General features: G+C 57.9%; 25 protein-coding genes. 12 read left to right on the forward strand and 13 right to left on the reverse strand.

The window, feature by feature from the left end; translation table 11 throughout:
* Positions 1-28: 28 nt before the first annotated feature.
* The 5 genes from prfA to kdsA are packed head-to-tail and all read left to right on the forward strand — an operon-like array spanning position 29 to position 4,037.
* Positions 29-1,111 carry a peptide chain release factor 1 gene (gene prfA / locus K7H94_RS08060; RefSeq protein ID WP_058780680.1) on the forward strand — a complete coding sequence of 361 codons (1,083 nt, stop codon included), beginning with the start codon at positions 29-31 and terminating at the stop codon, positions 1,109-1,111.
* The gene (prmC, locus tag K7H94_RS08065) at positions 1,111-1,941 is read left to right on the forward strand and encodes a peptide chain release factor N(5)-glutamine methyltransferase (protein WP_222951931.1); all 831 of its coding nucleotides are present in this window, start codon (positions 1,111-1,113) and stop codon (positions 1,939-1,941) included. Before prfA ends, prmC begins: the two co-directional genes overlap by 1 nt.
* Before the next feature lie 9 nt (positions 1,942-1,950).
* Entirely contained in the window at positions 1,951-2,349 is a 399-nt protein-coding gene (locus K7H94_RS08070) for a SirB2 family protein (RefSeq protein WP_222951932.1), read from the forward strand.
* A complete protein-coding gene (sirB1, locus tag K7H94_RS08075) occupies positions 2,346-3,155 on the forward strand; it encodes an invasion regulator SirB1 (protein WP_021509943.1) in 810 nt (269 codons plus the stop codon). Before K7H94_RS08070 ends, sirB1 begins: the two co-directional genes overlap by 4 nt.
* A 27-nt stretch (positions 3,156-3,182) precedes the next feature.
* Positions 3,183-4,037, forward strand: coding sequence for a 3-deoxy-8-phosphooctulonate synthase (gene kdsA, locus K7H94_RS08080; protein ID WP_021509944.1), 855 nt, complete (start codon positions 3,183-3,185; stop codon positions 4,035-4,037).
* Between the two features lie 299 nt (positions 4,038-4,336).
* Here kdsA and K7H94_RS08085 read toward each other — a convergent pair whose 3' ends face one another.
* Together K7H94_RS08085 and chaA are read right to left on the reverse strand one after the other, a co-directional pair.
* Complete coding sequence (locus K7H94_RS08085; RefSeq protein ID WP_222951933.1) at positions 4,337-5,026, reverse strand: hypothetical protein; 690 nt, start codon at positions 5,024-5,026, stop codon at positions 4,337-4,339.
* Between the two features lie 691 nt (positions 5,027-5,717).
* Positions 5,718-6,809, reverse strand: coding sequence for a sodium-potassium/proton antiporter ChaA (gene chaA, locus K7H94_RS08090; protein WP_021508693.1), 1,092 nt, complete (start codon positions 6,807-6,809; stop codon positions 5,718-5,720).
* A gap of 369 nt (positions 6,810-7,178) precedes the next feature.
* Between chaA and chaB the strand changes: the two genes are divergently transcribed.
* Both chaB and K7H94_RS08100 read left to right on the forward strand, forming a co-directional pair.
* On the forward strand, positions 7,179-7,409 hold the full coding sequence (chaB, locus tag K7H94_RS08095) for a putative cation transport regulator ChaB (RefSeq protein WP_222951934.1): 231 nt from the start codon (positions 7,179-7,181) through the stop codon (positions 7,407-7,409).
* A 238-nt stretch (positions 7,410-7,647) separates the two neighbouring features.
* On the forward strand, positions 7,648-8,319 hold the full coding sequence (locus tag K7H94_RS08100) for a gamma-glutamylcyclotransferase (protein ID WP_222951935.1): 672 nt from the start codon (positions 7,648-7,650) through the stop codon (positions 8,317-8,319).
* Between the two features lie 2 nt (positions 8,320-8,321).
* Here the strand turns inward: K7H94_RS08100 and K7H94_RS08105 are convergent, their stop codons facing one another.
* The 8 genes from K7H94_RS08105 to K7H94_RS08140 all read right to left on the reverse strand — a co-directional run bounded on the left by K7H94_RS08105 (position 8,322) and on the right by K7H94_RS08140 (position 17,314).
* Positions 8,322-9,731, reverse strand: a complete 1,410-nt coding sequence (locus K7H94_RS08105; RefSeq protein WP_059009785.1) for a serine/threonine protein kinase — start codon at positions 9,729-9,731, stop codon at positions 8,322-8,324.
* Positions 9,732-9,797: 66 nt separating this feature from the next.
* Entirely contained in the window at positions 9,798-10,748 is a 951-nt protein-coding gene (locus K7H94_RS08110) for a hypothetical protein (protein ID WP_058757494.1), read from the reverse strand.
* Between the two features lie 14 nt (positions 10,749-10,762).
* The gene (locus tag K7H94_RS08115) at positions 10,763-11,539 is read right to left on the reverse strand and encodes a PP2C family protein-serine/threonine phosphatase (protein WP_058771213.1); all 777 of its coding nucleotides are present in this window, start codon (positions 11,537-11,539) and stop codon (positions 10,763-10,765) included.
* On the reverse strand, positions 11,536-12,666 hold the full coding sequence (tagH, locus tag K7H94_RS08120; protein ID WP_222951936.1) for a type VI secretion system-associated FHA domain protein TagH: 1,131 nt from the start codon (positions 12,664-12,666) through the stop codon (positions 11,536-11,538). Before tagH ends, K7H94_RS08115 begins: the two co-directional genes overlap by 4 nt.
* Before the next feature lie 33 nt (positions 12,667-12,699).
* On the reverse strand, positions 12,700-13,398 hold the full coding sequence (gene tagF / locus K7H94_RS08125) for a type VI secretion system-associated protein TagF (protein ID WP_058771215.1): 699 nt from the start codon (positions 13,396-13,398) through the stop codon (positions 12,700-12,702).
* A 13-nt stretch (positions 13,399-13,411) separates the two neighbouring features.
* On the reverse strand, positions 13,412-15,526 hold the full coding sequence (tssM, locus tag K7H94_RS08130; protein WP_222951937.1) for a type VI secretion system membrane subunit TssM: 2,115 nt from the start codon (positions 15,524-15,526) through the stop codon (positions 13,412-13,414).
* Positions 15,526-16,737, reverse strand: coding sequence for a type IVB secretion system protein IcmH/DotU (gene icmH / locus K7H94_RS08135; protein ID WP_058757499.1), 1,212 nt, complete (start codon positions 16,735-16,737; stop codon positions 15,526-15,528). Before icmH ends, tssM begins: the two co-directional genes overlap by 1 nt.
* An 85-nt stretch (positions 16,738-16,822) precedes the next feature.
* Positions 16,823-17,314 (reverse strand): hypothetical protein, encoded by a 492-nt coding sequence (locus K7H94_RS08140; protein ID WP_021509952.1) that lies wholly within the window; start codon positions 17,312-17,314, stop codon positions 16,823-16,825.
* A gap of 639 nt (positions 17,315-17,953) precedes the next feature.
* On the opposite strand from K7H94_RS08140, the gene flhB reads away from it, so the two are divergent.
* The 3 genes from flhB to flhE are packed head-to-tail and all read left to right on the forward strand — an operon-like array spanning position 17,954 to position 21,592.
* The gene (flhB, locus tag K7H94_RS08145) at positions 17,954-19,105 is read left to right on the forward strand and encodes a flagellar biosynthesis protein FlhB (protein ID WP_222951938.1); all 1,152 of its coding nucleotides are present in this window, start codon (positions 17,954-17,956) and stop codon (positions 19,103-19,105) included.
* On the forward strand, positions 19,098-21,185 hold the full coding sequence (gene flhA, locus K7H94_RS08150) for a flagellar biosynthesis protein FlhA (RefSeq protein ID WP_021509954.1): 2,088 nt from the start codon (positions 19,098-19,100) through the stop codon (positions 21,183-21,185). The genes flhB and flhA overlap by 8 nt, the downstream gene beginning before the upstream one ends.
* Positions 21,185-21,592 (forward strand): flagellar protein FlhE, encoded by a 408-nt coding sequence (gene flhE, locus K7H94_RS08155; protein WP_104188954.1) that lies wholly within the window; start codon positions 21,185-21,187, stop codon positions 21,590-21,592. The genes flhA and flhE overlap by 1 nt, the downstream gene beginning before the upstream one ends.
* A 43-nt stretch (positions 21,593-21,635) precedes the next feature.
* On the opposite strand, the gene argS is transcribed toward flhE, so the two are convergent.
* Both argS and K7H94_RS23145 read right to left on the reverse strand, forming a co-directional pair.
* Positions 21,636-23,366 carry an arginine--tRNA ligase gene (argS, locus tag K7H94_RS08160; RefSeq protein WP_222951939.1) on the reverse strand — a complete coding sequence of 577 codons (1,731 nt, stop codon included), beginning with the start codon at positions 23,364-23,366 and terminating at the stop codon, positions 21,636-21,638.
* 166 nt (positions 23,367-23,532) lie between these two features.
* A complete protein-coding gene (locus K7H94_RS23145; protein ID WP_007889544.1) occupies positions 23,533-23,655 on the reverse strand; it encodes a hypothetical protein in 123 nt (40 codons plus the stop codon).
* Between the two features lie 313 nt (positions 23,656-23,968).
* On the opposite strand from K7H94_RS23145, the gene K7H94_RS08165 reads away from it, so the two are divergent.
* Positions 23,969-24,529: a VOC family protein gene (locus K7H94_RS08165; protein ID WP_058757503.1), complete on the forward strand. Its 561-nt coding sequence runs from the start codon at positions 23,969-23,971 to the stop codon at positions 24,527-24,529.
* On the opposite strand, the gene K7H94_RS08170 is transcribed toward K7H94_RS08165, so the two are convergent.
* Complete coding sequence (locus K7H94_RS08170) at positions 24,526-25,665, reverse strand: MalY/PatB family protein (RefSeq protein WP_058757504.1); 1,140 nt, start codon at positions 25,663-25,665, stop codon at positions 24,526-24,528. The two genes, K7H94_RS08165 and K7H94_RS08170, sit on opposite strands and share 4 nt — an antisense overlap.
* An 85-nt stretch (positions 25,666-25,750) precedes the next feature.
* On the opposite strand from K7H94_RS08170, the gene cutC reads away from it, so the two are divergent.
* Complete coding sequence (cutC, locus tag K7H94_RS08175) at positions 25,751-26,503, forward strand: copper homeostasis protein CutC (RefSeq protein WP_222951940.1); 753 nt, start codon at positions 25,751-25,753, stop codon at positions 26,501-26,503.
* Positions 26,504-26,512: the final 9 nt, after the last annotated feature.

Here is a 26,512-nt window from a genome sequence, read left to right on the forward strand (position 1 = left end):
GACCTATCACTGGGATACCCTCTATTAGATGAAGAGCTCGATTGTTGCCAAGCTGGAAGCGCTGCAGGAACGCCATGAAGAAGTTGAAGCGTTACTGGGCGATGCCGGCGTAATTGGCGATCAGGACCGTTTCCGCGCGTTATCACGTGAATATGCCCAGCTGAGCGACGTCACCCGTTGTTTCCGCGAATGGCAGCAGGTGCAGGAAGATGTCGAAACGGCTGAAATGCTGCTCGACGATGCGGAAATGCGCGACATGGCGCAGGAAGAGTTAAAGCTGTCGCGCGACAAGCGCGAGGTGCTGGAACAGCAGCTTCAGGTGCTGCTGCTGCCGAAAGATCCCGACGATGAACGTCCGTGTTTTATCGAAGTGCGTGCCGGTACCGGTGGCGACGAAGCGGCGATTTTCGCCGGCGATCTGTTCCGCATGTACAGTCGCTATGCCGAAGCGCGTCGCTGGCAGGTGGAGATCATGAGCGCCAACGATGGCGAGCATGGCGGCTACAAAGAAGTCATTGCGCGTATCACCGGTGATGGCGCCTATGGCCGCATGAAGTTTGAATCCGGCGGCCATCGCGTGCAGCGCGTGCCGGAAACCGAATCGCAGGGGCGCATTCACACCTCCGCCTGTACCGTGGCGGTGATGCCGGAGCTGCCGGAAGCCGAACTGCCGGACATCAATCCGGGCGATCTGAAAATCGACACCTTCCGCTCTTCCGGCGCAGGCGGTCAGCACGTTAACACCACCGATTCGGCGATCCGTATCACCCACCTGCCAACCGGCATCGTGGTGGAGTGCCAGGATGAGCGCTCGCAGCACAAAAACAAAGCCAAAGCGCTGGCGGTGCTGGGCGCACGTATTCACGCGGCGGAAATGGCAAAGCGCCAGGCGGCGGAAGCCTCAACGCGGCGTAACCTGCTGGGCAGCGGCGACCGTTCCGACCGTATTCGTACCTATAACTTCCCGCAGGGGCGCGTGACCGATCACCGCATCAACCTGACGCTCTACCGCCTCGACGAAACCATGGAAGGCAAACTGGATACGCTGATCGAGCCGATTGTGCAGGAGTATCAGGCTGACCAGCTGGCCGCACTGGCCGGGCAGGAGTGATGAACGTCCGGCGCTGGCTGCAGCAGGCGCAGGCTGCGTTGTGCGGAGGCGATAGCCCGAAGCGCGACGCGGAGATTCTGCTGGGTTTTGTCACCGGCAAATCGCGCAGCTGGCTGATAGCGTTTGACGACAGCCCGCTCGATGATGCGCAACTGGCGCAGCTGGAGACGTTACTGGCACGCCGCGTGCGCGGTGAGCCGATTGCGCATCTGGTGGGCGAACGCGAGTTCTGGTCGCTGCCGCTGCGCGTCAGTGATGCCACGCTGATTCCGCGTCCGGATACCGAAGTGCTGGTGGAGCAGGCGCTGCTGCGGCTGCCCGCGACGCCTTCCGCGGTGCTCGATCTCGGTACCGGCACCGGCGCCATTGCGCTGGCGCTGGCCAGCGAGCGGCCCGATTGCCAGATTACCGGCTGCGACCGCATCGCCGCCGCGGTTGCGCTGGCGCAGGACAACGCCCAGCGCCTGCACCTCACCAACGCCGGATTTGTGCGCAGCCACTGGTTCGACGATCTGCCCGCCCAACGTTTCGATCTGATTGTCAGCAATCCGCCTTACATTGATGCCGCCGATGAACATCTGCAGCAGGGTGACGTGCGTTTTGAGCCGCTCAGCGCGCTGGTGGCGGAGGAGGCCGGGCTGGCCGATTTACGATTAATCATTGAACGCGCGCCGCACTGGTTGCAACCGCAGGGTTGGCTGCTGCTGGAACACGGCTGGCAGCAGGGCGAGGCTGTACGCGCGCTGCTGACCCGTAATGGCTTTCAGGCGGTCACCACCGTTGAGGATTACGGCGGCAATCCGCGCGTCACGCTTGGACAACTTACTTAAGGAAGCACTATGGCCAGCTGGTATCCGCTGATAAAAAATTTCCATCTGCTGACGGTCGCGATCACCATCACGCTGTTTCTGCTGCGTTTTTACTGGCTGACCACCGGATCTGCCCAGCTGCAACGGCGCTGGGTGCGCATTGCGCCGCACGTCAACGATACATTCCTGCTGCTCAGCGGTGCACTGCTGGTGCTGATTACCCACTTTTATCCGTTTACCCCACAAGGAAGCTGGCTGACGGAGAAGCTGTTAGCGGTTATCATCTACATCGCCTTAGGTTCCGTGGCATTGAGTCGTCGCCCGCGCAGCATGGCGACCCGCTGGGTCGCCTGTTTAGTCGCCGTGGTCGCATTATTGCTGGTGATTAAACTGGCGATGACCAAAATGCCGTTATTGGGGATAGTATGACCTCGCCAGTGCAACTTGATTACAGTGAAACACCGTTAAGTGAAGCGGTGATTGGCGCGACCTGCGCCATACGCAATGATTTTTCCGCGCCTTCCGTCCAGCAGCAGCTGGCTGACCTGGTTGAAGAGGCGCGGCGCTATGTCAGTAGCGAACAGGATGCGGATCTGCAGCTGGAGAAGCTGCTCGATCTGTTTTACCAGCAGTGGGGCTTTGGCGGTGCCAGCGGCGTGTACAATCTGTCAGACGCGCTGTGGATCGATAAAGTGCTGAAGAGCCGGCAGGGAACGGCGGTGTCGCTCGGCGTGATTCTGCTGCACATTGCGGATGAGCTTGAGCTGCCGCTGATGCCGGTGATTTTCCCGACGCAGCTGATACTGCGTGCCGACTGGCTCGACGGTGAAATGTGGCTGATCAATCCGTTTAACGGTGAGACGCTCGACACCCACACGCTGGAAGTGTGGCTGAAGGGCAACATCAGCCCGACGGCAAAGCTCTATTCTGACGACCTCGACGAAGCAAAAACCGTCAGCGTGATGCGCAAAATGCTCGACACGCTGAAAGCGGCGCTGATGGATGAGAAGCAGATGGAGCTGGCGCTCAACGTCAGCCAGGTGCTGCTGCAAATCGACCCGGACGATCCCTATGAGATTCGCGACCGCGGTTTGATTTACGCCCAGCTGGAGTGCGAGCATATCGCACTGACCGATTTGACCTATTTCGTTGAACAGTGTCCTGAAGACCCAGTCAGCGAGATGATTAAAGTGCAGATCCACGCAATTGAACAGAAACAGGTGACGCTGCACTAAGCGTCCCCCGACATTTAAGGAAAGGGCATGACACAGAAAGTAGTGAGTATCGGCGATATCAAGGTCGCAAACGATCTGCCATTTGTTCTCTTCGGCGGCATGAACGTGCTGGAATCCCAGGATCTCGCCATGCGCATCTGCGAACATTACGTGAAGGTAACCGACAAGCTCGGCATTCCGTATGTGTTCAAAGCCTCTTTTGACAAAGCCAACCGCTCTTCCATCAAGTCTTACCGTGGTCCTGGCCTCGACGAAGGCATGAAAATTTTCCAGGCGCTGAAGCAGGCGTTCGGCGTGAAAATTATCACTGACGTGCACGAAAGCTGGCAGGCGCAGCCGGTCGCCGATGTGGTGGACGTGATTCAGCTGCCGGCCTTCCTGGCGCGTCAGACCGACCTGGTGGAAGCGATGGCGAAAACCGGTGCCGTGATCAACGTGAAGAAGCCGCAGTTCGTCAGCCCGGGCCAGATGGGCAATATCGTCGATAAGTTTGCCGAAGGTGGCAACGACAAGGTGATTCTGTGCGATCGCGGCAGCAACTTCGGGTATGACAACCTGGTGGTTGATATGCTCGGTTTCAACGTGATGAAGAAAGTCACTAATAACAGCCCGGTGATTTTTGACGTCACCCATGCGCTGCAGACGCGCGATCCGTTTGGCGCGGCCTCTGGCGGTCGTCGTGCGCAGGTTGCCGAACTGGCGCGTGCGGGCATGGCGGTAGGCATCGCCGGTCTGTTCATCGAAGCGCACCCGGAGCCGAACAGCGCCAAATGCGACGGCCCGTCCGCGCTGCCGCTTGATAAGCTGGAACCGTTCCTGGCGCAGATGAAAGCGATTGATGATCTGGTTAAAAGCTTCCCGGAGCTGGATACCAGTAACTGATTTGTCATAGCAACAGCAAAGGCACCCGCGGGTGCCTTTGTAATAGAATGGTTAATTCTGTCGCAGGCGCTTAACAACGAAGGGATTACATAAAGTATCAACTGAAATTGACCGTCAAAACCATCTAAAATATTTCACGTAAATAGCACCCATGGCAATGACCCACAGTAGAGTCAATAACAGCCCATAATGAGGGAAAAGCGCTGTCAAAAGTATTCCACCTGCTACCGCCGCAATCACCGGTATTAGTGAAAAAAAAGACTGACTTAACCATGCATAGAACCAGGAAAAGATTCGTTTCATTTTGTCAGTAACCGTTCTACTAATGCCAGTATTTGCTCATCATTTGTTGAGCCGGATTTCTTTAAGTAAATAATTTTAGACATTTCAGGCTCTATGAGATAATAAAGCATTTCTAATTTCTGTTGATACAGATCGAAATAATATTCCGGATCCGCAAATTTTAAATGCTGAGCTGCTGTTGCAGCGATTTGTATTTTCCCATAAAATTTTAAAACTGTGACACTATAAAGCGAGGTCTGGTCAATCACATCAACCAGCGAACTCTTAAAAACTTTAGATTCGGTAACTATGCGCGCGATAAGAAATGAAATGGTGAGTTTTGAAGCTTTACCGCTTGTATAATTAGCCGCCTTTTCAGCAAGTTGGCGCACCAGATTTTGAACATTATGTTCACTGAGACGCGCAAGTTTTTTTCTAAAGTAGATTTCAACCATATCAAGGATGACATCATGTCGTGAAAAAACCTGTGGCAGAGCTGAAAACATACGAACATCTTCATTTCTCAGTCGTTTACACACATCTTTGTAATCATCAAAAACGCAGGAACCATACCAGCTAACTCTTTCAATGCCCGAGGCAACTGTGATACTGGCGGTTCGCGTTTCTTCACGCAGTTGCGCCAGTGCTTTTTCAAAATTGAGTGCAATGGTACGATCGGCCTGAAGCTTCAATTTCAGATACGACATGGTTAATCATCCCTTACTGTAGAAATCCTTAAGAAACGATTATATACTTATCATATCTTGTTGCAAGGAGCATACATGAAATGAAACGGATACTATTACTAATTGTCTTAACGCTAGGCTACGCAATTATTATTCCTGAGGTCATGTTCAGGTTCCTTTCCGAATCATCGTATATGCTGTTAGGTAAATTAGTGAACCCTTTTCATGTTTTTTTATCGACCATTGATGCGTTGATTATCGCAACTATTTTATTATCTGCTTTTCTCTCATGGTTGACATTAAAGCTGATAGCGTCCATCGCTAAGCGGTAAGGTTTTAACGTACAAGCAGCATTTTGATACGGTGTCGGCGCTGAAAAGAATGTAAATCAATTGACGTATGGATTATTTACAGGCAATCATAAATAATGACTGGCAGCCAGAGTGCATGCGGTGAACATTTTAACTTCTTCGGGTAAACAGAAGATTTGCAATAAACTATTCGATTTAAGGCTTAATTTTTAGCAAATAGCTGGCAGGGCCAGATGTGCTAACGGCTGTTATTAAGCCGTAAAGATATCTTTATCCAGGTGCGCATTTATGCGCACCCTACATTGTACGGTCGCCGTTCATGACGACCGATACACCTGATGCGCATGAATGCGCACCCTGCGCTGTAGGGTCGCCATTTATGGCGACCACTTAATTCCACGTTACAGCATAATCGTCAGCAGATAGCCGGCAAACAGGGCCAGATGTGCTGCGCCGTTGAGCACGTTGGTGCGGCCCGTGGAGAACGATATGTGGCACAGAATCAGCACCGCGCTCATCACCACCATATGCGGCGGCTCAAGGCCGAAAATCAACTGCTGACCGGTCAGGGTGGCGATAATGGTCACCGTCGGCACCGTCAATGAAATAGTGGCCAGCACCGAACCGAAAAACAGGTTCATCGCGCGCTGCACCTGATTCATCAGCACCGCCTTGATTGCGCCCAGACCTTCCGGCGACAGAATCAGCAGCGCGACGAGGAAACCGGTAAACTGCTCCGGCGCGTTCATTTCAGTAAGCAGCATTTCCAGCGAGTTGGCGTTCATCTTGGTCACGCTGATCACCGCAATCAGATGCACAATCAGCCACGCGGTGTGCCACAGCGAGCTGTGCGCGGAAGGTTTGCCGTGATGCGGGTCGCCATCATCGCTCTCGTCTTCATGCTCGTAAACAAACAGGCTCTGGTGGGTTTTGGTCTGAATCAGCAGGAACACGCCGTACATCGCCGCAGAGATCGCCGCAATGATCAGCGCCTGCGCGGTGGTGAAATTGCCGCCGGGCAGGGCATTAGGAAACACCAGCACCAGAATCGCCAGCGGGAAAATGGCGATCATGTACTGCTTCACGCCGGCCAGGTTAACGTACTGGGTGGCAAATTTACGCCCGCCTAGCAGCAGGGCACAGCCCACCAGTCCGGCGGTAACGATCATGATGATGGAGTAGAGCGTATCGCGCATCAGCGCGGGCGCTGCATCGCCGGTCGCCATCAGCGCCGAAATCAGGCTCACTTCCAGAATTACCACTGACAGGCTGAGGATCAGCGAGCCGTAAGGTTCACCTAACCGGTGCGCCAGAACGTCGGCGTGACGTACTACGCTGAAGGCGCTGCTTAAAATCGCCACCAGCGCCAGCAGATTGATGCCGATTACCGGCAGAAGCGCTGTCTGGCCGCCAAAAAAGCTCAGCACCGCCAGCGCCAGAATCGGGAAAATCAGCGAATACTCGCTGTGTCGGGTCTTCTCATGTCCAGCCATGCGCCATCCTCTTCGGCAAAAAGAACAAAAACAGGCAATTGCTGCCTGATAAATATAGTGACTCATCTGACGAAGCGCAGTGTAACTTTTCACCACTGCTCACGCAGATTTTTTACGCGTTTTTACTTTTTGTCATTTTTACCTGAACGAAGTGAAATTAGCGCTAATCAGCGAATTAACCCTTTTCATCAGCAGGTTAAGAGTGCGTGTTTCTAATCTATCCTGCATGAAAGGAGTAAGAACAGAACTGAATCATCTGGCCTTATCCTCACTACCCGCCTTATTTGCTGGCAGAAGTATGAAATAGCAGGTTTGCGTTTTTGCCGTTCTCTTCCAGACTTATACAGGGAACCTGAAACAGGAGGAACTATGCCTTATTCATCGAACCGGGAACTGCCGGACAGCGTGCGCCACGTGCTGCCGGGCCATGCGCAAACCATCTACCAAAAGGCGTTTAACAGCGCCTGGGATCAGTATAAAGATGAAGACAATCGTCGCGGTGATGAATCGCGCGAGCAGGTGGCACACAAAGTCGCCTGGGCGGCGGTCAAAAAAGAGTACGCCAAAGGCGAGGACGACAAGTGGCATCCTAAACACTAGCTCACGCGCGGGCCACTGCGGCCCGCTTCACACTTCTCCGCGCTTCGTTCAAGAATCCTGCCAGGCAGCCGATGCTATTTACAGATAATTTCCCCTTTGTGATCGGGGTCAATCTTGAAACGTTTATGGCAAATGCATTACTGTCTTGTCTTAAGTCGACGCCGCGGGCGCCGCCTGTAAAATCGCAGATTCAGGGAGCTATATCGACAGGAAGGTCAGCGCAGTAGAGGAGATCGCAGTGTTAACCCGGGAATTCTTACTAAAAGCGGATTGCAAAACTTCATTTGGTGATATTGACGAAGCGCTGCTGTGGAGCTGTGAGAAGCGCGCCGCGTCGCTCTGCGCCACACTTGCCTGTCGTCCCGATCAAAGCCCGGTGTGGATCTTCGGCTACGGTTCCCTGATGTGGAACCCGGTCTTTGAAGCGGAAGAGGTGGCGACCGGACGGCTTGAGGGCTGGCACCGTGCTTTTTGCCTGCGGCTGACCGCCGGACGCGGCACCGTTGCCGCACCGGGACGGATGCTGGCGCTGAAAGAGGGCGGTTCTACCTGCGGTCTGGCGTTTCGCCTGCCGGAAGCGCGCCTGCATGAAGAGCTTGAGCTGCTGTGGAAACGGGAAATGATCACCGGCTGCTATCTGCCCACCTGGTGTGAACTGACGCTGGAGGATGGCCGCACGGTTACGGCGCTGGTGTTTATCATGGATCCGCGTCATCCGCTGTATGAAGCCGACTCCTGCCGCAGCACCATTGCTCCGCTGATCGCTCAGGCCAGTGGTCCGCTTGGCAGCAACGCGCAGTATCTGTTCTCGCTGGAACAGGAGCTGGGCAAACGCGGCATGCAGGAAGAGGCGTTAACGCGCCTTGCGGCCGAAGTGCGCGCGCTGCAGCAGAGCGCCGCGCGCGGCTAACCTCAATTACCCGGATTAATCAGCCAGGTGCCCGGCTGGTTAATCGTCAGCATCTGGCTGCGCACCTGGCTGCCGTGATGCACTTCAATACGATAGCTGCCTGCCGCCAGATTCAGCGAGGCGAAACCGCTGCTGGCGGGTTTCACATCCTTCGCTTCGCCGTTCAGCACGATATTTTCCCCTGCCTGCAACTGCAGATAAACCGTCGCCATGGTTGGTGCGCTGCTGGCGGGCGCGCTGCCCGCTGTTGGCGTCGCCGCCGGGGCGCTGCTGGCCGCCACCGGCGGTGCGTCGCTCGGGCGATTGGCTTTCCACACCACGACCACCACGGCAAGCAAGGCCACGGCAGCGGCGGCGAGCAGGGCAGGCGACAAACGGCGCACATTGCGTGGCGTCACCGGTTCAATCGCGGCGGCGGCATGATTCACCGCCATTACCTGCGGTTCCGGCACGGCCGCTACCGGCTCCGGCGCGGACTGGCTCTCCACCGGGAAGGTCGTCACCAGCGCTTCGACATCGCTCACCGGCAGATCGATCAGCCGGGCAAAAGCATCAATACTCTGTGGCCGGTCTTCCGGCTTCATCGCCAGCGCGCAGTCGATCGCGTGCAGCAGCGGCAGCGAATACCCCTCAGGCTTGCGCTCCACCAGCGGCTGGTAGTTATCTTCAATGCAGCGCACCACGCTGACCGGCGGCGCGTGGCCGGTGATCAGCGTATGCAGCACCGCGCCCAGCGCGTAGATATCGGTCCAGGGTCCCTGTTCGACTTCTCCCTCTTCGCTGTACTGCTCAATCGGCGCGAAGCCCGGCTTGAGCATGATCTCGGTTTCATCCGACAGGTTGCCAATCTCTTTGCGCGCCGAGCCAAAGTCGAGCAGCACCGGCAGCTGATTTTCCTGAATCTGAATGTTATCGAGCGAAATATCACGATGCAGGTAACCGGCGGTGTGAATGGTGTTGATGGCACCAAACAGCGGCGGTAACAGACGGCGAATCCACGCTTCGTCAATGCTGTCCGGGCTGGTGAGCTGCCACTCTTTCAGCGTCATGCCGCTGTAGTAGAGCGTGCCCATGTAAGCCGTGCCGTTCTCTTCCCAGAAGCGCAGGACATGCAGCAGACCGGGATGATTGAAGCGCGCCAGCAGCCGTGCCTCCTGAATAAAGCTGTTGCGTCCGGCATTAAACAGTTTCTGGAAGCGCTCGCCGCGCAGTTCCAGCGCCAGATCCGCACCGCGTACCGCCAGTGACACCGGCATGTACTCTTTGATGGCGATGGTGCGTTCCAGCTGATGATCCCAGGCGCGATAGACAATGCCAAAGCCGCCGCCGCCGATCACTTCCTTGATTTCAAACTCGTTAAACCGGTAGCCCGCAGGCAGGGCATTGGGGGTATGATTTTCGTTTGCCGACATAGTGAGCTCTCTGAACACGTCCTGTAGCGCCCCGTCACGCCGGTGACGGCGGGCAACAACCGCTAATTAATTAATGTTACGCCAGGCACCAATTGCCGGATCGGCCAGATCGGCGTGCAGGGTGTCAATCAGTAACACAGTCACTTTTTGCTGTGGCATAAACTGCGGCGACCAGATGCCGCGTAAGCTATCAACCCTCGATTTCACCGCTTCGCTATCCGTGCCGGTGTTTTTATCCATTTTAATCAGCAGCGTGCCGCTGAAGCGCCAGACGTGCTGCTGAGCATCAAACGGCAGCACCAGCCAGCTATCGCTGGCATCGGGCCGCGTGACAATCATGCGCTGTTTGTTCACCGCTACCACCTCCAGTGGCGTGCGGGTCAGCGTAAGATCGGCGATGGGATAACCCTGCAGGAAGGTTACCGTCTGGCTGCGCGTTTTGCCGTCACTCAGCAGCGTCATCGCCGCCGGACCTTCCAGCCAGCCCTCGGTTGAGCAATGCTGCTGCGGGTTCTCAGGGATAAACAGCGAACCGCCGTTTTCATCCCACCAAGTACGGAAATGGCAGCCGCCGGGCAGGGCGAAGTGTTGCAGCGGCGTGCTGTCGGCCGGACGCGATAAATCCAGCGGCGCTGCGGTATTGGCGCTGGCGCTGGCGGTCGCGTCGTTGAGGATGATCGGCCGCCAGTTCTGCAGTTTTGCCGCGCTGCCGTTAGCCAGCACGCTGCCCTCTTTGCTGGTCATCTGCCAGGGGATCTCATCCAGCAGGCCGCACTGGTTCGCCAGCAGCGTGCCGACGCGCGGCAGGAAGCTGGTAAGAATGCTGGTGTCGCTACTTTTGCCGGACACGATGCGCAGCGGCAGCGTCTCTTTACACCAGTCGTCGGGCGCATTACTGGCAACGTTATCGATATAGACTTCCAGCGACAGGCTGGGCGAGTAGACCACCCGGTAATCTTCCGCCTGCGCATTCAGGGCCAGTAACAGGGCGGCAACGCCCGGCAACCACAGTTTCATAATGATCCTTGCAATCAATAACGTGACGGCAGAAAACGTGCCGCATCAGCCTGGGAATAAAGCAGCGTCGCGTCCTGCGGTTCGCCAATCCAGATTGCCAGAGCGCTGAGATTGTCGCTTTTAACACTGCGGTTTACGGCCTGTTCCATCAATGCCAGCCACTCTTCGCAGGCGTTTACCATGCGCAGTGCCTGTTCCATTTCGTCTGTGGTGAGGTTGAGCCAGAAACCGTCGGTACAAACCAGAAATGCGTCACCATCGGTCAGCTCAATCACCTCGCTGAAGGTGGCCGGTCGGGCCGGCTCAATACCCAGCGCATTATAAAGTAAATTACTGTTAATGCCGGTATTTTCATAGCCGGCTTCGCGCAGCTGCTGCGCCAGACTGTGGTCACGCGTCACCTGATGCAGCACCCCGTGGCGGAAGTGATAAACCCGGCTATCACCGGCGTGCGCCCACCATGCGCGCTGCGTTGTGCGGTCAATAAACAGGGCGGCAAGGGTGGTGCTCATGCGCGAAAAATTCGGATTGTTCCCCTGGGCGCTGACCAGCGTTTGCTGACACTTTTCAATCGCCGCGCGCGTACTCTCCGGCGTGAACGTGTCGCTTTGCTGCAGCTGCGTCAGCAGGGTATCGCGCACCAGCTGGGCGGCATAATCGCCGCCGGGCAGACCGGCCACGCCGTCGCACACCAGAAAACAGGCTTTCTGTTCATCGACTTCGGCACCGGTGCGATCCTGGTTTTCGTCACGCATACCCTGCTGGCAGCGGCTGGCAAACTTCATCTTCATGCGTCTTCGGTCCGCGTCTGGGAATCTTTGTACTGATTCACTTCCATGTCGTAGGCATGCAGAAAGGCTTCACCAAACAGGGTGTGGAAGTCATCTTCAATCTCGCCCGCGGTGCGCTGATAGTGACGGAGAAAATAGTCCCACAGCGCCGCTTTGCGTCCGCCGCTGAACGGCATCTTAGGCAGCACGCCGTCTTTGCGCGCTTCCTCTTCCAGACGCTGCGGATTAAACGACTGCAGCATCGCGGCAATGATGGCGCGAATGCCGGCAATCATCCCCAACTGATGCGCCTGTAAATCCACCAGCGCATCGCGCACCGCTGCTTCCGGTGGCATGAAGCCAGGCATCTGGCTCTGGTACATCTGCATCAGCACGGTTTTGCCGGAAGGCAGAATTTTAAACGGGTTGTTGGCTTCGTTAAGGATCATCGTCATGTCGGCTTTCACGCCGCGCTTGAGGATGGAGCGCGAAGAGAGCAGGGCAACCGTACCCTGCGAAAACAGGCTGAGCATGCGGCCAGTGACGCGCATCTGCTCTTCGGTGATCGGCGTCTGGTGACCATTATTCAGGCCCATGCCTTCCAGCAGCGCGGCGATCAGTTTGTCCTGATCGGCGCCTGGCAGCACGGCTGGCACTACGGGCGCATCGCTTTGCGGATCGATCGCCAGGCGCGCGTCCGGGCGGCGTTCGTGACGCGGACTGTCGCTCTGTGACAGCACTTCCGGTTCCGGCACGCTTTCGTCCTGCTGCATACCCAGCGGATCGGCGGCGCTGTCAGCAAAAAACGCCAGCGGATCATCCTGCGGTGCGTTCTGACACGCCGGGTCGCGCACTTCCAGGCCATATTCGCCAATCTGCAGCGTATCGCCGTGGCGCAGCCGCACCTGCGAGCCGCGCTGCAGCGCCACGCCGTTCAGCACCACTGAAGTGACGCTGCCCTGATTGGTCAGGCGGCACTCGCCGTTTGGCGACAGGTGCACCAGCGCCTGCAGGCGCGAGATGGCGCGCGATTCGTCGGGCAGCACCAGGTCGTTATCCTGGCTGCGGCCGATGGTCCCGCCGGGCGGGCTAAACGCGACGGTTTTGGCGGGCACATCCGTATTGCACTGCACAATGGTAAATTGCATGAGTCATCCCGTTAACAAGGCAAGCGCACTGGCCTACTCAAACATCGGTGGATAGAGGCCATTACGTCCCGGCTGGGCACCCGCCGCCGGGTTAAACAATAACGAAAAAAGTTGCGCGGTGAGCGGGCCACTGTGTTTATGCGTGGCGTGGGCAAAGCCGTCACTGCGATTACTCCACCAGTAGCTAATGTGCTGTTGGGGATCAAAACGGTCGGCCACTTCACGCCAGCTCAGGGTGCAGGGCAAATCGTCAAAACCAATCACATCCATGATGTCGCTGCGCTGCTTATCCGGCAGCAGCAGCGGAGCCAGCTGCTGAATCTGCGTCTCCAGCGCGTCCGGGCTGTGGCGATCGCGCACCGCCTGCCACAGCAGCGCGCCGAGTTCCTGATACCAGTCGCCGGAGATCGCCAGCTGTGAAGCATGCCACGCGCTGAGCGGAATGCTGTGCAGCGCCAGCAGCGGCCACGCACGGCCGACGCGATCGCACGAGGGCAGCAGACAGCCCAGCTGCACTTGCTGGCGCAGCGGCGATAGCGGCAGGACAAAATTCCATACCGGCGCGCGTAAAAACTGTTGCGTACTGGCCTCTTCCTGCTGATGCCAGTGGATTAAGCCTTGTTGAAACCAGTGGCTCCACGGCGTCACCGTGGCTTCACTGAGCCGCTGGCGCAGAAAATCACCGGTGGCCGGTAATTTGCCATACCAGCCCGGCGCGGTGTAACTCGCCATGGTTACCTCACCATTACTCACTGTGTCCGGTCAATCGCTGCGATACGGGGTGTGGCGAAACCGCCAGCATACGGCCATTCTGACCGGCATTTTTCAGATTTTCCGCAAGCTTACGCATCATCAGCGCATTGTCGCGTGCATAAGGCGACGACTGAATCTGCTGATCGAGCAGCTGGCTCAGGTGCCAGTCAAGCTGCTGCAGATCGCGCGCGCTGACGTTGTCCGGCAGCGTGCGCTGCAGATTTTGCATCAGCCAGCCGCGCAGAAATTCGCCGTCGTAGTTACGCGGCTGATACAGCATCTGATAAGCGCGCAGCGCATTGCGGCTGTAGTCATTGTCGGTGCCGGGATCGTCACGCAGCAGGTTGGTAATTTGCTGGGCCACGCGCGGCAGCAGTAAAGACTTAAGCGCATTTTGATAAAGCACCCATGCGGCATCGCTCACCTGGTTACCGCGATACAGTCCAGCGCGCATGGTAAGCGGCGGATTGTCGAGAGAAAAATGCGCCGACAGCGGCAGTTTCACCAGGTTATTTAAGAAGGGTAGCAGATCAAAAATATTATCGGCTGGCTGATGAATAACCTGCTGACTTTGCGCGGTAATCGGCCCGATGCGCGCCGCGACCTGATCGAGATAACGCTGATTCTGCACGTAGCTGGTGAGCCACAAACCGGAGAGCAGCACCAGCGCGCCGGTGAGCGCGCCGTAACCGATCCAGTGCAGCAGCCGGTTACGATACTCCCAGTGACGGTTGCTGCCGGCGAGGCCGCTTTCGCGGAACACCAGGTCGCTTAACAGGTCGCGAATAAAGAAGCTCTGGCCTTTGGTACCCGGAATCGGATTGCTGCGGTTAACGCTGTCCCACGCGGCAAGGCTCGACTCGCCGGTGTGTGGCAGCTGTAGCTTACGGTTGAGTTCGCCCATGATGCGGTCAAACGGCAGGCCTTCCTGGGTACCGCTGGTGAAGAACAGGCCGCGCGCCGACCAGGCAATCTCATCCTCATGGCGGGAAAACACCACGTCGAGATATTCGTTAAGTAAAGGACGCAGCGAACTGAACTCCTGCGGGAACAGAAAGCTGTCTGCGCGCTGGGTGAGATCGCGCTCGCCGGCCATCACGTCGGCCAGCTGTTGCTGCAGACGCTGCTCCAGCTGCTGAAAGCGCTCGCTAAAGCTGCGGTGCCAGTCATCTTTATGCGGCTTGCCCGGTTCCCACGGGAAGGTGAAGCCCCAGATGGCATCGCGCTGCGGCTTACTCAGGTTGCCGTAAAAGCTCATAAACCCTTTCAGCAGGTCGGTTTTGGTGACCATCACATACACCGGGAAATGAATGCCGGTTTGCTGATGCAGCTCAACCATGCGGCTGCGCAGCGCGCTGGCCTGGGCGTGACGTGCCTCGGCAGAATCGGTCAGCAGGTCAGCCACGCTGATGGTCATGATCACGCCGTTGATCGGCTGGCGCGTGCGGTAGCGCTTTAGCAATTTAATGAAGTTATGCCACTCGGCACCGTCGCGCGCGCGCTGGCTCTCCTGCAGTGCGTAACGGCCCGCGGTGTCGATTAAGACTGCGCTGTCGGTGAACCACCAGTCGCAGTGACGCGTGCCGCCGACGCCGCGTACCGCCTCTTTGCCGAGGCTGTCAGTTAACGGAAACTCCAGGCCAGCATTCAGCAGCGCGGTGGTTTTACCGGCGCCGGGCGCGCCTATCATCACGTACCACGGCAGCTGATACAGATAGTGACTCTGAAAACGCGCCAGCCAGCTTTTCTGATGCCGGCGACCAAACTGGGTGCGTTTCAGCCGCAGCGCCGCTTCACTGAAGCGCTGGGTCAGCAGCGTCTCGGTCGCCTGGCGATCGGACGCTTCTTCGTGACTCATCTCCTGCAGGCGATTGAGCAGCTTGCTGTTAAACCAGCCGCGCCAGATGGCGGGAATAAACTGGAACAGCACCCAGCAGAAATAGAGCAGGCCGACCGCCAGCTGGCGCGGGAATACCGGCTCCAGTGGACGGGTGTCACCCCAGCTCCACAGCGGACCGAGCATCCACAGCACGCAGCTCAGTGCCGTGACGCCAATCAGGCCCCACAGCAGGCGATGGGTTAACAGATGTTGGAGTGATGCGCGCATCACTGGCCTCCCTGATGGTTGCCGAGGGTTTCCGGTGCCGCAAACAGGGTGATCTCCACCCGGCGATTGCGGGCGCGGTTTTCATTGCTGTCATTGGGTAACAGCGGATTGCTGTCACCGCGGCCTTCGGCTTTAACGCTGTGACCGTCCGCCAGCTGCGTATTCAGCAGTTGCGTAACGGCACGGGCGCGGGCGAAGGAGAATTCATAGCTGGAGGCGAAACGGCCATCCACCGGACGATTATCGGTATAGACCGATACCAGCACCGTGCCTTTTACCGTCTTCATCGCGCTGGCCACGTGCGCCAGCAGCGCGCGGCCAACCTGGTTCACCACCGTACCGTCCGGCGCAAACAGCTTGTCCGCAGGGATGATCACTTTGCTGCCAAAGGCACCGTCGCTCACTTCCAGCTGGCCTGCGGCAATCACGTCGTTAAGACGCTGATGCAGATCGAGCAGCGCCTGCGGTGAGGTGGGGCGGCGGCCCGGCATGATTTGCGGCAGCGGGGTCTGATAGATGGCGCGCAGCAGCGGTTCGGCCGCATTGCCCAGCCGCCAGTTGAGCCCGCTGTAGATCAGACAGGCAATCAGCGTAGCCAGCGTGACGCAGGCCCACAGCGGCACCATCGGTCGTGTCAGGGTGCTGACCAGCGGATGCACTTCCACCAGTGGCGCGCGCGGTGGTGCCGCCGGGCGGGTTTCCGCGATCAGCTGCGCCAGCCGTTTACGGATGCCTTCACACTGCGCGCGTCCGCTGTCGCTGCCGCGATAGCGCCCTTCGTAGCCCAGCAGCAGGCAGTAGTGAATCACTTCCAGCAGCCATAAATGCTGCTGCGGGCTTTGCGACACGCGCGACAGCAGCTGGAACACTTTTTCGCCGCCCCAGCTTTCGTTATGAAAGGTCACCAGCATGCCGTTGCCGGACCAGACGCCGCGCGTGCCCCAGGGAGTTTGCGCCGCCGCTTCGTCCAGCACGCTACACAGGCAGTAGCGTGCACCGATGATCATCTCAAACGGTAAACCCGCCTGTTTACAGCGTTGCTCGAACTGGCGGATCTCTTCAATCAGCAGCTGACGCAGGCCGGCGGGATCGTCGTGCGTCGCCGCCTGCCGTATACGCACGACGGCATTCAGAATCGGGGCTGCGGCATTCAGCAAAAGGTTATCGTTGCCCGCGACAATGCCATCGCGGGCAAGGGAGTCCTGAGTCATTAAATCTCAATTATCCTGGCAATAACGGAACGGTTAGCCCGCAAAGCAGCGGTGTGCTGCGGGCAATATGCGCCGGATTGCATCATCAGTCTAAGATCCAGGTCGCGGTATCATTGGTGCGGCATGCTTTACTGGCGCCGCCCACGGCCACGCAGACCTGTTTAGTACGACGGGGACGCGGCCGGTCGCTGCGCAGCGTGGCATCATAGCGGCTGCTCTCCACGCCAGCTTTGGGAGGCACGTAGCCAATCAGCTGACCGCTGGGTTCTTCTGCAATCGCCAGCCAGTTGTGCTCGACGCGACCCAGCACCTCAAAGGTTTGGGCGTTATCCAGATAACGCACCACTTTGCCGCCGTAATCCGGCAGGGTCATCACAGAGGCGGCATACAGCGCGCGAAAGCTCTCATTCACCGGGGTAAATTCACCGGGTGCTGCCACTGCATGACGATGAACCAGTTTTACGCCGTTCACTTCGCTGGTGACCAGGGTGTCATCCGTCACGGGCGGTGGAGGCGCTTTACATCCCGCCAGCGTTAAAGCCGCCAGCAGCGTTAGCAAGAGACTCTTATTCACCATGATCCTCAAATTTTCATCAGTATCGCTGCAGAGTTGTATCCGGCACGCACTCAGCGGGCGGGCAGATTATGCAGTGAGAAGGCCACTAAAAAACAGTCAAATTACAGAAAGATAGTGCTGACTTAAGTCTACCTAAGACTTTTGAGAATTCAAACCATTGCACCGCGGCAAATCCCGTGCTACCGGGCGAAAAAACGCCTTAACGGCACGCCGCGATCGTTCTGGCTGGGACGATAGATAAGCTGCATTAATTTATTTGCGTAAGCAAGCGCGGCTGGCGTGCGGCGCGACATTTGCCCCCTGATGGTGCTTAGGGGAATTGGTAAATAAGATTTATCTATTTTTTCAGATAAAAAAAGATTGCGCGGCGAAACAATTTTATGATTTTCGGAATTTCCGGGCGCAGCCGCGTCTGTAACCCAGCCAGTCCGGCACGGCTTTTGCTTGCTCCACCACTTAACCCGTATTGCGCAGCAAAGTCGCGGAACCGTTCGCTGGTGATTGGCCCGCACCAGGTTAGCGCAGGTCCTGATTTCACTTATGGCTAAATAAACCCATCTTTTTCTCGCTTAATCCGCGCTTTAGACCCGAAGGGTTTTGGCATCCTATGCTCAGAATTCCTGCCAGCTGAGGTATGTCGTGGCTGAAGAGAGCAACGAGGACAAAACAGAATCGCCCACCCCCCACCGACTTGAGAAAGCACGGCAGGAGGGGCAGATTCCGCGTTCGCGCGAGCTGACTTCGGTACTGATGCTGCTGGCCGGGCTGCTGATCATCTGGCTGGGCGGCCACAATATGGCGCAACGGCTGGCCAGCATGGTGGCCACCGGCTTCCGCTTCGACCACGGCATGGTCAACGACGATAAAATTATCGTCTCGCACATCGGCAACCTGGTGATGCAGGCGGTGATCGCGCTGCTGCCGCTGATGGCCGGGCTGGTGATCGTGGCCATCGCCGCGCCGATGATTCTGGGCGGAATCAACATCAGCGGAAAATCCATCAAATTCGATTTCAAAAAGCTCAACCCGTTACCGGGCATTGCGCGCATGTTCTCCGGTCAGACGTGGGCGGAACTGGTGAAGGCGATCCTCAAAGCGGTGCTGGTGGCGCTGGTGGCTGGCTGGTATCTGTGGAGTCACTGGCAGGAGATGCTGCGTCTGATGAGCGAATCGCCGGTGAATGCGCTGCAGCATGGCCTGTCGATGACCGCCATCAGCTGCGCGCTGGTGATGCTGGGTCTGATCCCGATGGTTGGCTTTGACGTGTTCTGGCAGCTCTACAGCTACTTCAAAAAGCTGCGCATGACGCGCCAGGAAATTCGCGATGAACACAAGCAGAATGAGGGCGATCCGCACGTTAAAGGGCGTATCCGTCAGGCGATGCGTGCCGCCGCCCGCCGCCGCATGATGGCCGACGTGCCGAAGGCGGACGTCATCGTGACTAACCCGACGCACTACTCGGTGGCGCTGCAGTATCAGGAAGGCAAGATGAGCGCGCCGAAAGTGATTGCCAAAGGCGCCGGTGACATTGCCCTGCGCATTCGGGAAATCGCTAAAGAGCACCGCGTACCGATTCTGGAAGCGCCGCCGCTGGCGCGTGCGCTCTATCGTCATACGGAAATTGGCCAGTTTATTCCCGGCGCGCTCTATGCCGCCGTGGCCGAAGTGCTGGCGTGGGTCTGGCAGCTGCGACGCTGGAAGCGCGAAGGCGGCCTGATTCCAAACAAACCAAAACATCTGCCGGTCCCGGCAGAGATGGACTTTGCAGGAGAGAACATCAACCATGGCTAATCTGGCCGAAAAGCTGCGTTTACCGGGCAATTTTAAAGACACGCAATGGCAGGTGCTGGCTGGTCCGGTGCTGATCATGCTGATCCTGTCGATGATGGTATTGCCGCTGCCGGCGTTCATCCTTGACCTGCTGTTTACCTTCAACATTGCGCTGTCCATCATGGTGCTGCTGGTGGCGATGTTCACCCAGCGCACGCTGGAATTCGCTGCCTTCCCGACCATTTTGCTGTTCTCAACGCTGCTGCGTCTGGCGCTGAACGTCGCCTCAACGCGTATCATCCTGCTGGAAGGGCATACGGGTGCTGATGCCGCCGGGCGTGTGGTTGAAGCCTTTGGTCACTTCCTCGTGGGCGGTAATTTCGCCATTGGTATCGTGGTATTCATCATCCTCGTGATCATCAACTTCATGGTCATCACCAAAGGTGCCGGACGTATCGCCGAAGTGGGCGCGCGTTTCGTGCTGGATGGTATGCCCGGCAAGCAGATGGCAATTGATGCCGATTTGAACGCCGGCCTGATTGGTGAAGACGAAGCCAAACGCCGGCGCACCGAGGTGACCCAGGAAGCGGACTTTTACGGCTCGATGGACGGTGCCAGTAAGTTTGTGCGCGGCGACGCCATCGCCGGCATCCTGATCATGGTGATCAACGTGATCGGCGGCCTGCTGGTGGGCGTGGTGCAGCACGGTATGGATCTCGGCCATGCCGGGGAAACCTATACGCTGCTGACCATCGGTGACGGCCTGGTGGCGCAGATCCCGGCGCTGGTGATCTCTACCGCTGCCGGTGTCATCGTTACCCGCGTCAGCACCGATCAGGACGTCGGCGAACAGATGGTGGGCCAGCTGTTTAACAATCCGCGCGTGCTGATGCTGAGTGCCGGCGTGATTGGCCTGCTGGGCCTGGTGCCCGGCATGCCGAACTTTGTGTTCCTGCTGTTCACCGCGGCGCTGCTCGGCCTGGCCTGGTGGCTGCGCGGCCGCGAAATGCAGCCGAAGAAGCAAAGTGAAGCCTCCAGCGTGGTGAAAACGCAGGAGACGCCGGCAACGGTCGAAGCCTCGTGGACCGACGTCCAGCTGGAAGATTCGCTTGGCATGGAAGTGGGCTATCGCCTGATTCCGATGGTCGATCATCTGCAAAACGGCGAGCTGCTCGGGCGTATCCGCAGTATCCGTAAAAAGGTGGCGCAGGAGGTCGGCTTCCTGCCGCCGGTGGTGCACATTCGTGACAACATGGAGCTGCCGCCGGCGCGCTATCGCATCCTGATGAAGGGCGTGGAGATTGGCAGCGGCGATGCTTATCCGGGACGCTGGATGGCGATTAACCCGGGCACGGCGGCGGGCACGCTGCCGGGTGAAGCGACGGTTGACCCGGCGTTTGGCCTTGCGGCCATCTGGATCGACAGCGCGCTGAAAGAGCAGGCACAGATTCAGGGCTACACCGTAGTGGAAGCCAGTACCGTGGTGGCTACCCACCTTAATCACCTGATCGGCCAGTACGCCAGCGAGCTGTTTGGGCGTCAGGAAGCGCAGCAGCTGCTGGACCGTGTCACCCAGGAGATGCCAAAGCTGACGGAAGATCTGGTGCCGGGCGTGATTACCCTGACCACGCTGCATAAAGTGCTGCAAAATCTGCTGACCGAGCGCGTCTCGATCCGCGACATGCGCACCATTATCGAAACGCTGGCCGAACATGCGCCGGTGCAGAACGATCCGCAGGAACTGACCAGCGTGGTGCGCGTCGCGCTGGGCCGCGCGATTACCCAGCAGTGGTTCCCGGGCAACGGCGAAGTGCAGGTGATTGGACTGGATGCCACACTGGAACGTCTGCTATTGCAGGCGCTGCAGGGCGGTGGCGGTCTGGAACCGGGTCTTGCCGATCGACTGCTGATGCAGGCGCAGGCCGCGCTGCAGCAGCAGGAGATGACCGGTGCGCCGCCGGTGCTGCTGGTTAACCATCCGCTGCGGGCGCTGCTGGCGCGCTTCCTGCGCCGTAACCTGCCGCAGCTGGTGGTGCTGTCTAATATGGAGCTGACCGATAACCGGCAGATCCGAATGACTGCTACTATAGGCGGCAAATAATGCGCGGCGTGACGCTCTCATGGCTGCTGGCGGCGCTGCTGGCGCTGCCGCTAACGGGCAAAGCCGCCAGCGGTGCGTGGCAGGCCAGCGCCAGCGGCCCAAGCCTCGGCGTGCGCGGCAACTGGCTGCTGTCGCCGGCGCTTAAAGCGCCCTCGGCGGCTCCAGGGACTATTTCGCTGGTGAACTGGCGCTACACGCTGAGCCGCCCGGCGCCATCCGGTCTGGTGGTGCGGCTGTGCGCCAGTCAGCGCTGCGTAGAGCTGGACGGCGCCAGCGGCAGCACGCGCGGCCTCGCCAACGTGGCAGCCGATGAAACGCTGCATCTGGCTTTCGGCTTTCAGGGGCAGGGCGCGTTGCCGCCGGGTCTGCGGGTGGTGAGCAGTGAAGTGATGGTCAATTATCAATAGCCAATAGCCAAAAAAAAACCCGCCGCAGCGGGTTTTTTTAGGCTTACATTCGCTCGACGGTTTTGATGCCCAGCGTATCCAGCCCCTGCTTCAGGGTTTTCGCCGTCAGCGCAGCCAGCTGCAGACGGCTATTGCGTACGTTTTCCTCTTCGGCGGAGAGAATCGGGCAGTGCTCATAGAAGCCCGAGAACAGACCGGCCAGATCGTACAGATAAGCACACATCACGTGCGGCGTGCCGTCGCGCGCGACCTGGGTGATGGTCTCTTCAAACTGCAGCAGACGGGTCGCCAGCAGCGCTTCGCGCTCGTCAGTCAGGATGATATCACCGTGCAGGCTGTCTGCCTCAATGCCCGCTTTACGGAATACCGAGAGCACACGCGTGTAGGCATACTGCATGTACGGCGCGGTGTTGCCTTCAAACGCCAGCATGTTGTCCCAGTCGAAGATGTAATCGGTGGTGCGGCTTTTCGACAGGTCGGCGTATTTCACCGCGCCAATGCCGACCACTTCCGCCAGTTCTTTCAGCTCTGCCGCGCTCATCTCCGGATTCTTCTCGCTCACCAGCGCATGGGCGCGCTCAACGGCTTCATCCAGCAGATCGGAAAGTTTGATTGTGCCACCGCTGCGCGTCTTAAATGGACGGCCATCTTTGCCCAGCATCATGCCGAACGCATGGTGCTCCAGCGGCACTGACTCCGGCACGTAGCCCGCTTTGCGCACGATGGTCCACGCCTGCTGCAGATGCTGATGCTGGCGGGAATCGATGTAGTACAGCACGCGATCGGCATGCAGCGTTTCGTAGCGATATTTGGCGCAGGCGATATCGGTGGTGGTGTAGAGATAGCCGCCATCCTTCTTCTGGATGATCACGCCCATCGGTTCACCTTCCTTGTTTTTAAACTCATCAAGGAAGACCACGGTGGCGCCTTCGCTGGTCACTGCCAGCCCTTTTTCGCGCAGATCGGCGACGATGCCCGGCAGCATGTCGTTATACAGGCTTTCACCCATCACATCCCTACGCGTCAGGGTGACGTTAAGGCGGTCATACACCTGCTGGTTCTGACTCATGGTGATATCCACCAGCTTTTTCCACATGGCGCGGCAATATTCGTCGCCACCCTGCAGTTTCACCACGTAACCGCGGGCGCGCTCGGCGAAGGCTTCGTCTTCGTCATAGGTGCGTTTCGCTTCGCGGTAGAAGGCTTCCAGGTCGGCCAGCGCGATATCTTCATGATGCTCGTTCTGCTGCTTCTCCAGATAGGCGATCAGCATGCCAAACTGTGTGCCCCAGTCACCGACGTGGTTAGCGCGGATGACGTGATGACCGAGAAACTCCTGGGTGCGCACTGCGGCATCACCGATGATGGTGGATCGCACGTGACCGACATGCATCTCTTTCGCCACGTTGGGCGCTGAGTAGTCAATCACGATAGTCTGAGGTGTCACCTCGCTGACGCCCAGGCGTGGCAGCTGCAGCGCCTGCGCGGCCTGCTGTGCCAGCCACTGGCGGTCGAGGAAGATGTTGATAAAGCCGGGACCGGCGATGTCGACTTTGCTGGCGATGCCAGCCAGATCCAGATGCTGAACTACCTGTTCAGCCAGCTGGCGCGGCACCTGACCGAGCTTTTTCGCCACGGCCATGATACCGTTCGCCTGGTAATCGCCGAACTGCACTTTTGCAGACTGACGAACCTGCGGTTCGCAATCGGCCGGTGCGCCTGCCGCCACCATCGCCTGACTGACTTTATCGGAAAGAAGAGCCTGAATATTCACCGCGTTACCTTCATATGCTGAAAAGGCCCGCCAGCTGAGGGCGAGCCGATGTCGTCATCCCGCGTGCGTGTCGGGACGGAAAAAATAAGAGGGGAAGTATACGTGAAATGTTGGGGTGCGTCAGCAATCGGTTATGGCTGCCGGTGGACGCAGGCCCGCGCGCCGGTTAACGGCGGCGCGGGTGGCGACGGGGATTTTTAACGCTTTTGTCTTCACGCACCTTCCAGTGGCGGGAAATTGCAAATCCCATCAAGGCTATCAGGACCGCGACAACAATGAGCATAGACATAGGGCCATTCCTTGTAGTTGTGAAACCCAAATTTATAAGAAAGGGTCAGCTACTGCAATTGATTGACTGGTAAATAAGAGTTATCTCATTGTATTAACTATTGTTAATAATAACAGTTGGTTAAGGCACTTTTATAAAGTAACGTGTGGACCTGATTACGCGATTAATCCGAAAGAGAGGGGCGATTTATGCGGTTTTTGAAGGTTTTTGGCGTGAAATCGGATGAATCCGAGCATTTTGTCAAGCGAAAGCTGCGGCAGCCCTGTTTTTTTATTGATTAAAAGATCTGAACTGAGTTTGAGGTATTTAACGTATGAATCTGGATTTTCCTTCAGAACTGAGTGATTTAAAACAAGACCTGTCCCGATTTGAACAGGCTTTGCAACACTTTGCGGCACGCCTCGGCCTTGACCTTACGCAGCACGAGGCGGACCACGTGGCGGTGCGCTGTCATCAGTTCGCCACGGCAGAACGCTGGAAAGCCGGCTTACTGCAAATCGGCGAGCAGTTTTCCGAAGCGATGATTAATGGACGGCCGATCTGCCTGTTTAAGCTGCATCAGCCGCTGCGGATCGCGGGCTGGCAGGTGGATGTGATCGAGCTGCCGTGGCCCGGTGAGAAGCTGTATCGCCATGAAGGCTGGGAGCATGTGGAAATTGTGTTGCGCGGCGAGCCGGAAACGCTGGGCATGCGTGCGATGGCGTTGCTGGCAGACGAGGCGCTGACGCAGCCGGGCATCGCGTTTAAAACCAGCACGCCGCAGGGCGAAAATGAACGTTTGCCCAATCCGACCTTAGCGGTGACGGACGGGCAAACTACCATCAAGTTTCATCCGTGGCGGCTGGAGGAGATCGTTGCCAGCGAACAGGCCTAGCGCCGCGCTGCCACCGCCTGCTGCAGGCGCGATACCGCCTGCTGCAGGGTGGCGTGCGTGCAGCCAAAGTTGAAGCGCACGAAGCGATCGTCGCCGAAATCACGGCCCGGCGAGAAACCGAGACCGTGTTTTTCGAAATACAGCGCCGGGCTGGCGACATCCAGCTGGCTGGCGTCAATCCAGCCGAGGTAGCTGGCCTCTGGCGCGACCATGCTGAGTTCCGGCAGCGCATTCACCTGCTGCACCAGCCAGTCACGATTGGCGCGCAGGTAAGCCAGCTGGTCTGCCAGCCACGCATCACCGTCGCGCCATGCGGCTTCCGCCGCCACCAGCGCCAGAATATCCACGCCCGGTACGATGCCTTCACGCACCTGCTTAAAGCGTTTCCGCAGTTCGGGATGAGGGATAATGGCCATGGACGCACCCAGCCCGGCGATGTTGAAGGTTTTAGATGGCGAAATCAGGGTAATGCTGCGCTGGGCGGCGTCTTCGCTCAGCGAGGCAAACGGAATGTGCTGTACGCCGGGCGTTAACAGCAGGTCACAATGGATTTCATCGGAGCACACCAGCAAATCGTGGCGTTGGGCAAAGGCCAGCTGCGCCTCCAGCTCATCACGGCGGTAGACGGTGCCGCCCGGATTCTGCGGATTGCACAGCATGAGCAGGCGCTCGTTGCCCTGCATCTGGCTGTCATCCAGCTGCATCACCCAGCGATCCTGCTGTAACTGCAATGGCAGATTGACCTGAGCGCGCTGCGCCAGCCGCGCCGCCGCGCGAAACGGCGGATAAATCGGCGTCGGTGCCACGGTGCTCTGCGACGACTCGGTAAATGCCCGGACCGATAAATTCAGTCCGCTCACCACGCCCGGCAGCAACACAATCCATTCCGGCTCAATCTGCCAGCCATAGCGCTGGGCTAAGCGGGAAATAGTGATATCAATCAAACCGTGCGGCGTCGCGCCGTAGCCGAAAACACCGTGGTCGGCACGCTGTTTAATGGCCTCAATGATGCACGGCGGCGAGCGAAAATCGGTGTCGGCAACCCACAAAGGCAGCACATCGCGATCACCATATTTGTGCCATTTCAAACTATCGCTGTGACGACGGTCTATCCCTTGATCAAAATCGAATGCCATAGTGCGCTTTCCACGTAAACTGTCTGAATGAGCAGACTAACTGATGCACTCCTCCCGAGCCAGCAGTCATGAAAAGGAGCAAGGTATGACGAAACTGGAAATTTGTTGCTATGGCATCGACTGCGCAATGACTGCGCAGGCGTCCGGTGCCGATCGCGTGGAGCTGTGCAGTGCTCCGCGTGAAGGCGGACTGACACCTTCGGCGGGTATGCTGGAAGCCGCACAGCGTGAACTGACCATTCCGGTCCACCCGATCGTGCGGCCGCGCGGCGGCGATTTTTGTTACACCGCACGCGAATTTGAGGTGATGAAATCGGACGTGGCGCGCATTCGCGAGCTGGGTTTTCCTGGTCTGGTGATTGGCATGCTGGACGAAGATGCGCACGTCGACACGGTACGCATGCAGCAGATTATGGCGCTGTGCGACGGCATGGCGGTGACTTTCCATCGCGCCTTTGATTTGTGCCACAGCCCGAAGCGTTCGCTGGAGGTGCTGACTGATTTAGGGATCGCCCGCATTCTGACTTCCGGTCAGCAGCAGAGCGCTGAAACCGGAATTGCATTATTACGGGAACTAAATGAATACAGCACCGGTCCAATCATTATCGCAGGGGCAGGCGTGCGCCTCAGCAATCTGCAAAAGTTCCTCGACAGCGGATTGCAGGAAGTCCACAGCTCCGCCAGCCGCGCCGTCGCGTCACCGATGCGCTACCGTAAAGCCGGTGTCTCGATGTGTTCTGAAGCGGAAACCGATGAATTCAGCCGCTCCTGTGTCGATGGCGATGTCGTCGAAGCCATGAAGAGCATGATGCAGATGAGCGTTGACCGGGTCGCCTGACCCGTACTA

The organism is Pantoea dispersa (genome assembly GCF_019890955.1).
GTDB classification, from domain to species: domain Bacteria; phylum Pseudomonadota; class Gammaproteobacteria; order Enterobacterales; family Enterobacteriaceae; genus Pantoea; species Pantoea dispersa.